Annotated in this window: 8 protein-coding genes; 3 read left to right on the top strand and 5 right to left on the bottom strand. The window is 69.1% G+C overall.

Annotation, left to right across the window (positions count from 1 at the left end; translation table 11 throughout):
* Positions 1–77 precede the first annotated feature (77 nt).
* The gene (locus AB0B61_RS04235; RefSeq protein ID WP_358427745.1) at positions 78–1,409 is read left to right on the top strand and encodes a M1 family metallopeptidase; all 1,332 of its coding nucleotides are present in this window, start codon (positions 78–80) and stop codon (positions 1,407–1,409) included.
* 179 nt (positions 1,410–1,588) lie between these two features.
* Here AB0B61_RS04235 and AB0B61_RS04230 read toward each other — a convergent pair whose 3' ends face one another.
* Together AB0B61_RS04230 and AB0B61_RS04225 are read right to left on the bottom strand one after the other, a co-directional pair.
* Entirely contained in the window at positions 1,589–2,755 is a 1,167-nt protein-coding gene (locus AB0B61_RS04230; RefSeq protein WP_358427742.1) for an acyl-CoA dehydrogenase family protein, read from the bottom strand.
* 175 nt (positions 2,756–2,930) lie between these two features.
* Positions 2,931–4,370, bottom strand: coding sequence for an MFS transporter (locus AB0B61_RS04225; RefSeq protein WP_358427739.1), 1,440 nt, complete (start codon positions 4,368–4,370; stop codon positions 2,931–2,933).
* A gap of 153 nt (positions 4,371–4,523) precedes the next feature.
* Here AB0B61_RS04225 and AB0B61_RS04220 point away from each other — a divergent pair, with 153 nt between their 5' ends.
* Complete coding sequence (locus AB0B61_RS04220) at positions 4,524–5,060, top strand: hypothetical protein (protein ID WP_358427736.1); 537 nt, start codon at positions 4,524–4,526, stop codon at positions 5,058–5,060.
* Positions 5,061–5,067: 7 nt separating this feature from the next.
* On the opposite strand, the gene AB0B61_RS04215 is transcribed toward AB0B61_RS04220, so the two are convergent.
* Together AB0B61_RS04215 and AB0B61_RS04210 are read right to left on the bottom strand one after the other, a co-directional pair.
* Entirely contained in the window at positions 5,068–5,748 is a 681-nt protein-coding gene (locus tag AB0B61_RS04215; RefSeq protein WP_358427733.1) for a phosphatase PAP2 family protein, read from the bottom strand.
* On the bottom strand, positions 5,735–6,481 hold the full coding sequence (locus tag AB0B61_RS04210; protein ID WP_358427730.1) for a phosphatase PAP2 family protein: 747 nt from the start codon (positions 6,479–6,481) through the stop codon (positions 5,735–5,737). The genes AB0B61_RS04215 and AB0B61_RS04210 overlap by 14 nt, the downstream gene beginning before the upstream one ends.
* Positions 6,482–6,579: 98 nt before the next feature.
* Here AB0B61_RS04210 and AB0B61_RS04205 point away from each other — a divergent pair, with 98 nt between their 5' ends.
* Complete coding sequence (locus tag AB0B61_RS04205; protein ID WP_358427727.1) at positions 6,580–7,512, top strand: diacylglycerol kinase family protein; 933 nt, start codon at positions 6,580–6,582, stop codon at positions 7,510–7,512.
* Positions 7,513–7,515: 3 nt separating this feature from the next.
* On the opposite strand, the gene AB0B61_RS04200 is transcribed toward AB0B61_RS04205, so the two are convergent.
* On the bottom strand, positions 7,516–8,727 hold the full coding sequence (locus AB0B61_RS04200; protein ID WP_358427724.1) for a dipeptidase: 1,212 nt from the start codon (positions 8,725–8,727) through the stop codon (positions 7,516–7,518).
* Positions 8,728–8,828: the final 101 nt, after the last annotated feature.

Genomic DNA, 8,828 nt, shown 5'->3' with positions numbered 1-8,828 from the left:
ATATTGACGGTCCTGACGGAGGAAGTTACGTTTCGTCGGCAGATCGGGGGCCCGAGCGTCACACAAGGAGCCAGCCCATGATCCGAAGAATGCTGACATTCTGCACGATCGCCATCGCGTTAGCCGCCGGACTCCCCGCTCCGGCCTGGGCGGTCGACGCGACCCGTACGCCGGGCTCGGCCTCCTACACGGTGAACCTCACGAGCAACGCCTCGGGCACCACGTGGACCGGCCACGAGAGCGTCAGCTTCACGAACCTGTCGGCCGACCCCCTCACCGAGGTCTACCTGCGCCTGTGGGACAACTACCACGGCAGCTGCCCGTCCACCCCGATCACGGTCACGAACGTCACCGGCGGCACGGCCGGCGCGCTGACCGTCGCCTGCACAGCACTGAAGATCACCCTCCCCGGGCCGCTGGCCCAGGGACAGAACGGCTCGGTCGGCTTCGACCTGAGCATCGTCGTGCCCAGCGGCGCCGACCGGTTCGGCCACGACGGCGCGTACAACTTCATCGGCAACGCCCTCCCCGTCCTGGCCGTACGCGACGGCGCCGGATGGCACCTGGACCCGTACACCAACAACGGCGAGTCCTTCTACCAGCTCGCCAGCGACTACCGGGTCACCCTGGACCACCCCAGCTCGCTGCTCGTCCCCGCGACCGGCACCTCCGTGGACACCCCCGGCACTTCCGGCCGGACGATCACCACCGCGACCGCGAGCCACGTCCGCGAGTTCGCCTGGGGCGCCGGCGCGTTCACCAAGACCACCGGCACGACCACCACGGGCGTCACCGTGAACGTCTACCGTGTCAGCGGCATCAGCGCCGCCAGCGCCACCTCGATGATGAACACCGCCAAGAACTCACTCGTCGCCCACGCCGGCCGCTTCGGCGCCTATCCCTACGGCGAGGTCGACGTCGTCCTGGACAACAACTTCTGGTTCGGCGGCATGGAGTATCCGGGGTTCGTGCTCGACCTGGTCAGCTCCACGGCGCTCGCCCATGAGCTGGCCCACCAGTGGTGGTACGGCATCGTCGGCGACGACGAGTACAACACCCCGTGGCTGGACGAGTCCTTCGCCGACTACGCCACCGACCTGTACCAGGGCGTCAGCGGCACCAACTGCTGGAACAGCGTCTCCTGGCAGTCGTCGGCCGAGAAGATCAGCAACTCGATGGCCTACTGGGACGCCCACTCCAGCCGCTACGGCACGGTCGTCTACACCTACGGCAAGTGCGCCCTGCACGACCTGCGCCGCCTGATCGGCACCTCGGCCATGCAGACGCTGCTGCACGACTACGCCGCCGCGCACTGGTACGGCATCTCCACGGTGGCCGACTTCAAGGCCGCCGCCCAGGCCGCGACGACGGTCAACCTGTCGTCGTTCTGGACCACGCACCGCATCTAGGAGTCCTGCCGCGTCAGCGTGAAGTCGATCTCGAACGAGCGCTGCCAGGGGAAGGTGACGTCTTCGAGCGTCCAGTCCGGGTCGAACCCGTGCAGGATCGGTTCGAGCCGCTCGCGGGCGGCGACGGCGTCCGGCGAGCTGCCCCTGCCCCCGAGCGACGTCCAGTGACGGGGCGCCCCTCATCCCTCCAGGGCGAAGAGCATCCAGGACTCGCCCGGAGCCAGCCCAGCCAGTTCCCGGCCGCACTCCTGAAGCACCTGCGGGCCCGAGGTGATGTGCTGGGTGCCGGCGTGGACGTCCCTGAACAGCCGCTGGATCAACCCGTCCCGCAGCGCCGAGGTGCCACCGGACGCGTAGACGAACCGGGCCACCTCGGCGATCGTCGACGTGATGTGGTTGAGCGCGAGCCGCACCATGGTCTCCTGGCGTACGTCGAGCGTCCGGCCCGCGTCCAGGGTGCGTTCGGTGTCGTCCCACGTCTCGTGCACCAGGGCCTTGGCCGCACGGAACGCGGCCTCGGCGCGGGCGAAGCCGGCGTGGAAGGCATCGCTGGCGGCGATCTGGCCGGGCCGCCCGGCCCGCGCCCCGGCGTGACGGCTCAGCTCGTCGAGCAGGCGGCGGCCGACACCGAGCGCCCAGCCGGAGTGACAGATCAGCGCCTGGTCGAGGACGCCGAGCCGGAAGATCGCGCCGCCGCGCAGTGGTTCGTTGTGCGTGAAGATGTGCGTCTGCGACTCAGGTACGAAGGCGCCGTCGATGGAGTAGTCGATGCTGCCTGTGGCGCGCAGGCCCAGGACGTCCCAGTTGCCGAGCATCTTGACGTCTTCGATCGGGGTGATGAAGATCCGGGCCTCGTCGGTGCCCTCGACGGCGCCCAGGCTGTGGGCGTACTGGGCGTGCGGCATGCCCGAGGCGAAACCCCACTGGCCGCTGAGGCGGAAACCGCCGTCTTCGCGTACGGCGGTGCCCGGCCGGGTGCCCTGGCCCGCGATGACCGGCATCCGCGGGCCCGTGAAGATCCGCGCGACGGCCTCGTCACCCAGGTAGGCGCCGGCTGTACCGTTCTCCAGGGTGGTGGCCATGACCACCCAGCCGGTCGAGGGGTCGGCGTACGACAGCTCCTCGAAGACGGCGAGCAGCTCCCTGGGGGACAGCTCGGCGCCGCCGAGCGGCGTAGGCACCCATATACCGAAAAGTCCCGTGTCATGCAGGGCATTCACGACGGGTGTGGTGAGTCTGCCCTGCGCCTCGGCGGCGGGCGCCGCACGCTCGATCAGCGGACGCAGGTCACGGGCTCGCTCCAGCAGGGCGGGGCCGGCGGTGTGGAGTCGCAGCGTGTCGCTCATGTCCAGGTACTCCTGTTCGTGATCGTTGACGCTCTTACTCCGTCAGATCACGTTGGCTGCACATTGTCCAGACCCGCGTCCGTTCTACCTCCCCCTCGGTAGGGGTGCCCGTCCTAGGTCCTGCCAGGACGGGCCGTCTTCGTCCTCCCTCTCGGAAGCTGAGGCACACCAGGCCTCATGCCGCCTGGCCGGTCTCGGCGGCTGTCAAGGGAGTGGCGATCTCTTCCAGGCCCTTGCGTTCGGCCTTGACGCCCAGGAAGAGCTCCACCAGACCCGCCATGATCATGATGATGGCCCCGATCGAGAAGGCCAGCGCCGTGTCGCCCGGCACACCCGTCTCGACCAGGTGGGCGAACACGAGCGGACCCGCGATGCCTCCAGCCGCCGTGCCGATGGCGAAGAAGAACGCGATGGCCATCGCCCGGGTCTCCATCGGGAAGATCTCGCTGACCGTCAGATACGCCGAGCTGGCCCCCGCCGAGGCCACGAACAGCACCACCGACCAGCAGGCCGTCAGCGTCACCGCCGTGAGCATCCCCTGATTGAAGAGCCAGGCCGTGCCGAGGAGCAACAGCCCCGAGCCGATGTACGTGGCGGAGATCATCGGGATCCGGCCGACCGTGTCGAAGAGCCGTCCGAGCAGCAGCGGGCCCAGGAAGTTGCCGACCGCGATGACCGCGAAGTAGTAGCCGGTATGCGTGTCGATCTTGAAGAACGTGGACAGGATCTGCGCGTACCCGAAGGTGATCGCGTTGTACAGGAACGCCTGGCCGATGAAGAGCGACAGACCGAGCACCGTCCGCTTGGGATAGAGCGCCACCATGGTGTGCGCGATCCGGACGAACCCGATGGACTTGCGCTGATGGATCGTCATCGACTGCTCGGGCTCCGGCAGGTCTCCGCCCACCTGGCGCTCGATGTCGTCGACGATCTCCTCGGCCTCCTGGCCACGGCCGTGGATGAACAGCCAGCGCGGGCTCTCCGGTACGTGCCGCCGTACGAGCAGAATGGCCAGACCAAGCACCACACCCAGCCCGAAGGCGACGCGCCAGCCGATGTTGACCGGCAGGTCGTTCAGCAGCGGCACGGTCAGCAGGGCGCCGCCCGCCGCCCCGAGCCAGTAGCTGCCGTTGATGATGATGTCGATCCGCCCCCGGTGGGCGCTCGGGATCAGCTCGTCGATGGCCGAGTTGATCGCCGCGTACTCTCCGCCGATGCCGAAGCCCGTCATGAACCTGAACAGGAAGAACCACCACGCGTCGAACGACAACGCGGTCATCAGGGTCGCGACCAGGTAGACGACCAGCGTGATCAGGAACAGCTTCTTCCTGCCGAACCGGTCGGTCAGCCAGCCGAAGAACAGCGCTCCCGAGCAGGCGCCCGCGACGTACAGCGCGGCGGCCAGACCGGCGACCTGCGCCTGCGTGATGTCCAGGCCGCTTCCGGGCTTGGCGAGCTGGGCCGAGAGGTTGCCCACGATGGTCACTTCGAGCCCGTCCAGGATCCAGACGGTGCCGAGGCCGATGACGATCATCCAGTGCCAGCGTGACCAGTGCAGCCGATCCAGTCTCGCGGGCACCTTGGTGGTGATGGTGCCAGTTTCCAGGTCGCTCATGAAGTCAACTCGCTACCCCGAGGCTGGCTCGCAAACGTGCCGCGAAGCAGACCAGGCAGGCTGTGCCCTGGCCTCAAGGCACTGCCCGCCTGGTCTCAAGGCGCGATCCCGGCGAAACTGCCGCGTGATCTCCAGCTGCCATCATCCGGTCCCATGACCCGTCCCTTACTCGCGGGCGTGTGCCTGCTGGCCGCACTCCTGGGCTGCGGTGCCACGCCTCCCGCCGCAGCGACGCCTCCCGCCGCAGCGACGCCTCCCGCCGCAGCGACGCCTCCCGCCGCAGCGACGCCTCCCGCCGCAGCGACGCCTCCCGCCGCAGCGGCGACCCCCGCCGTGGCGGCGAGCCCGGCCGGGGTGCGGTATCACGCCACCGTGCTACGCCCCGGCGACTGCATCGAGCCGATGCCCGAGAGCTTCATGGTGACCGTGGTGCCTTGTACCGTGCCGCACTCGGCGGAGTACGGGACCACGTACGTCATCGCCGACGGCCCATGGCCGGGCATGGCCGAAATGCGACGCCTGTCCGAGAACGGCTGCGCCCCCAGGCTGCGGTACGTGGCGTCGAGGAGGGAGGAGATCGGCCTCATGCAACTCATCCCCCTGGAGCAGGACTGGCCGAAGTACAGAACGGCGTACTGCCTGGCCGTCGCCGGGAACGGCGGGAAGCTCGTCGGCCGCGTGCTCAAGTAGGAGCCATCTACGCCGGTCGGACGAGTTCCGGCGCCTGATGCCCACGCTGCCTGTCACGCCGGTACAAGATCGCCCGAGCGGCCATCACGACGCAGCCGATGCCGAGCAGCAGCCCCCAGGTCACGTCGGTGAGGAAGTGCATGCCCCGGTACAGGCGGGAGAAGGCGACGATGAGCGGGGCGGCGATGCCGAGCACCCAGATCACCACCTGGAGCGCCCTGTTGCGGACGTGCATGCTCAGGATGAGCGCGACCGAGCAGTAGAACCCGACCGCGGCGCTGACGTGTCCCGACGGGAAGCTGGAGGTGGGCGGGGCCGGGTCGATGTGCTGCACCGGCGGCCGGTGCCGGCCGACGGGCGTGGTGGTGGCCAGGAAGATGAGCGACTGGCTCCAGACGGCCGCGATCAGGAAGATCGATTCCCGCCAGCGCTTGTACACCAGCCTGAAGACGATCGCGGCTATCGCGGTGAGTGCCACGATGTAGGGGGTGTCCGAGAGGCTGGTACCGAAGTCGGTGAGCGTGTTCCAGAGCGGCGTACGCCCGGCGGCCAGGCTCCGGCTCACCTCCGCCTCGCCGGTGGGCCAGGCGACGATCAGCTTGCCCACGCCGAACGTCACCGCGGCCATCAGGAGCATCGGCAATAAGATCGTCAGCGCGTAATACTTCACGTGCTCAGCTTTGGTCATGGGTCACCTTCTCTGACTCGGGTTCTACTCCTTCGGCCAGCGGCGAGTTGGGCCTGCGGCCCTGCTCGCGCCGCCACGTCTCAAATCCCGCCGCGGTGGCGGCGACCACGGCCACGCCCAGGATGATCCCGGCGACCACGTCGCTCACCCAGTGCACGCCGAGGGCGATGCGGGTATAACCGACCGACAGCACCAGGAACCAGGCGACGGCCCAGGTCACGCGCCGCCCCCACCGGGGCAGCATGGGCAGGAGGAGCAGGACGACCACGCCCGCGCCGAGCGTCACGTTGACCGCGTGGCCCGACGGGAAGGAGTCGCCGGGCGCGAGCGCGACGGGGTCCGGCAGGTGCGGTCTGGCGCGGGCAGTGATGATTTTGAGCGTCAGTCCGAGCAGCCCGCCCACGGTGATGGTGGCGATCGCCCAGACGGCCAGCCGTCGCGCGCCCTTGTGCCAGAGCCAGGCGGCGAACGCGATGACCGCGATCCGCCACGGCCAGGGGCTGAACAGATCCGTCCATACGATGAGCACGCTGGTCACGCCTGGATGGGTGATCGCGTACGCGTGCAGATCATCGGCGACCTGCTTGTCCAGTCCGTTGACCGGCATCTTGGCCACGACGAGCAACAGGCTGAACGGGACCATGATGAGTGCCACCGCGAGGCCGGCGATCGTCAGCCGCAGTCCCAGGCTGCGGTCAGGATCGACGCGAGCTTTGACCCATTGGCGGCTCACTGTCCTGATCCTCCCTTGATAGGCATTCGCGCTCGGCTACCCAGACAGCGGCCATTGATTCCTGCCTGAAAACCGGCGCCCGGGGTAGTCCGGTGACCATGTCCCCCACCGTGGCGGTCGTCGCGCACCGCAAGAAGACTCTCGGCGCAGGCCTGGACAGGCTGCGCGTGCTCATCACCGAAGAGGACGTCGGCGAGCTCCTCTGGTACGAGGTGCCCAAGAGCAAGAAGGCGCGTAAGAAGGTCCGCGAGGCGCTCAAGCGGGGCGCGGATCTGGTGTTCGTCTGGGGCGGCGACGGCATGGTGCAACGGTGCGCCGACGTGCTGGCCGGCTCCGGCGTGCCGATGGCGGTCCTCCCGGCGGGGACCGGGAACCTGTTCGCCAACAACGTCGGCATCCCCATCGACCTCGAAGAGGCGGTACGCATCGGCTTCCACGGCCGGCGGGAGAAGCTGGACCTGGGAGTGCTGAACGGCGAGCACTTCGCGGTGATGGCGGGAGCCGGGTTCGAGGCCGAGATGATCGCCGACGCCGACAGGCAGGCCAAGGAGCGGCTCGGCAAGCTCAGCTACGTCAAGGCGGCCGTGCGGCACGTCGGCGGGCCGCTGGTGCCGATGGAGATCAAGATTGATGGTACGACCTGGTTCGAGGGGGAGGCGAGCTGCCTGCTGCTGGGCAACGTGAGCACGATCGCCGGCGGCATCGAGGCGTTCGACGACGCCCGGCCGGACGACGGCTGGCTGGATGTCGGGGTCTCCACCGCCCAGGGGCCGGTCCAGTGGGCCCGGGTGATCGGCAGGATGGCCACGGGACGTTCCGACGACTCCCCGTTCGTCCGGATCACCCGCGCCAGGAAGGTGTCCGCCCGCTTCGGCGCTCCGCTGACGTACGAGCTGGACGGCGGCGACCGCAAGGCCACCACCTGCGTCAAGGCGAAGGCCGTCCCGGGCGCGCTCACGATCTGCCTTCCCCCGGACGAGCGCTCGGACGAGCGGCCGGCCGGACGCTCGGACGAGGGCTGGGACGGGTAGTCGTTATGAGCCGGCGGTCGCGGTGAACCGTACCGTGCTCGGCTCCTCGCGTTCCCGCAGGTCGGCGGCGGTGGCCTCGGCGCCGCGCAGCGCCCGCAGCACGTTGCGCCCGGCCACCTTCGCCAGGTCGGCGTCGGACCAGCCCCGGTCGGCCAGCGCCGCGAACAGCCGAGGGTAGCCGCGCACGTCTTCCAGGCCGACGGGCAGCCCGTCGCACCCGTCGTAGTCGCCGCCGATGCCGAGGTGGTCGATGCCGGCCACTTCGCGTATGTGCTCCAGGTGCGTCACCACGTCGTCGAGCGTGACAGCGGGCTTGGGGTGCGACTTCTCCCAGGTGGCCAGGTACTCGTGGGTCGCCTCGTAGTCATGGGTGTCGACCCCGGCCGTGCGGGCGGCGTCGGTGGCGACCTGCCGCCACTCCCAGTTGGCCTGCGACACGAAGGAGGGCACGAACACGGCCATGCACACCCCGCCGTTGCCCGTCAGCGTCTCCAGCACGTCATCCGGTACGTTGCGCGGCGTCGAACAGAGTGCCCGCGCCGACGAATGGGAGAAGATCACCGGCGCCCGGGTCACGCGCAGGGCGTGACGCATCGTGTCGGCCGACACGTGGGACAGGTCGACCAGCATGCCCAGCCGGTTCATCTCCCGTACGACCTCCTCCCCGAACGCGGACAGCCCGTGGTGCACCGGCTCGTCGGTCGCGGAGTCGGCCCAGGGGGTGTTGTCGTTGTGGGTCAGCGTCATGTAGCGGACGCCGAGCTCGTACAGCATCCGCAGCGCGCCCAGCGAGCAGTCGATCGAATGACCGCCCTCGGCGCCCATCAGTGACGCGATCCGCCCACTGGCGAAGACGCGCTCCACCTCATCAGCCGTGGTCGCCAGGGCCAGCTGGTCGGGATAGCGCCGGACCATGGCCCGTACGCAGTCGATCTGCTCCAAGGTCGCGGTGACCGCCTGCCCGCCGGGCAGCCCGCACGGCACGAAAACCGACCAGAACTGCCCGCCGACCATCCCGGCCGCCAGCCGGGGCAGGTCGGTATGGGTCCGGTCGGAGGTGTCACCACTGATCTCGAGCCGGTCGAAGTCGTAGCCGGTGAGCTGGCGCGCCGCCCAGGGCAGATCGTTGTGCCCGTCGATCAGCGGGTGCTCACGCAGCAGCTCGGTGACGCGCCGCAACGAGTCGGCGGACGTGGTCAGAGAAGGTGCTTCCATGCCGATCAGCCAATCACAGGGCACGTCGTCGTGGCGGATCGACCTACGTCCGGCCCGCTCCCCACAAGCGAACCGGGCGCGTGCCCCGGTAGTGGGCGAGC

Origin of the sequence: Nonomuraea sp. NPDC049158, from assembly GCF_040648335.1 — a bacterium.
Taxonomy (GTDB): Bacteria; Actinomycetota; Actinomycetes; order Streptosporangiales; family Streptosporangiaceae; genus Nonomuraea.
Note: the sequence above shows the minus strand (reverse complement) of the source record. Positions and strands in the feature narration are given on the sequence as shown.

Bases quoted from the DNA above. Each gene is read 5' to 3' on its own strand.
- AB0B61_RS04235 (WP_358427745.1), top strand. From the start codon at position 78: ATGATCCGAAGAATGCTGACATTCTGCACGATCGCCATCGCGTTAGCC.
- AB0B61_RS04230 (WP_358427742.1), bottom strand. From the start codon at position 2,755: ATGAGCGACACGCTGCGACTCCACACCGCCGGCCCCGCCCTGCTGGAG.
- AB0B61_RS04225 (WP_358427739.1), bottom strand. From the start codon at position 4,370: ATGAGCGACCTGGAAACTGGCACCATCACCACCAAGGTGCCCGCGAGA.
- AB0B61_RS04220 (WP_358427736.1), top strand. From the start codon at position 4,524: ATGACCCGTCCCTTACTCGCGGGCGTGTGCCTGCTGGCCGCACTCCTG.
- AB0B61_RS04215 (WP_358427733.1), bottom strand. From the start codon at position 5,748: ATGACCAAAGCTGAGCACGTGAAGTATTACGCGCTGACGATCTTATTG.
- AB0B61_RS04205 (WP_358427727.1), top strand. From the start codon at position 6,580: ATGTCCCCCACCGTGGCGGTCGTCGCGCACCGCAAGAAGACTCTCGGC.
- AB0B61_RS04200 (WP_358427724.1), bottom strand. From the start codon at position 8,727: ATGGAAGCACCTTCTCTGACCACGTCCGCCGACTCGTTGCGGCGCGTC.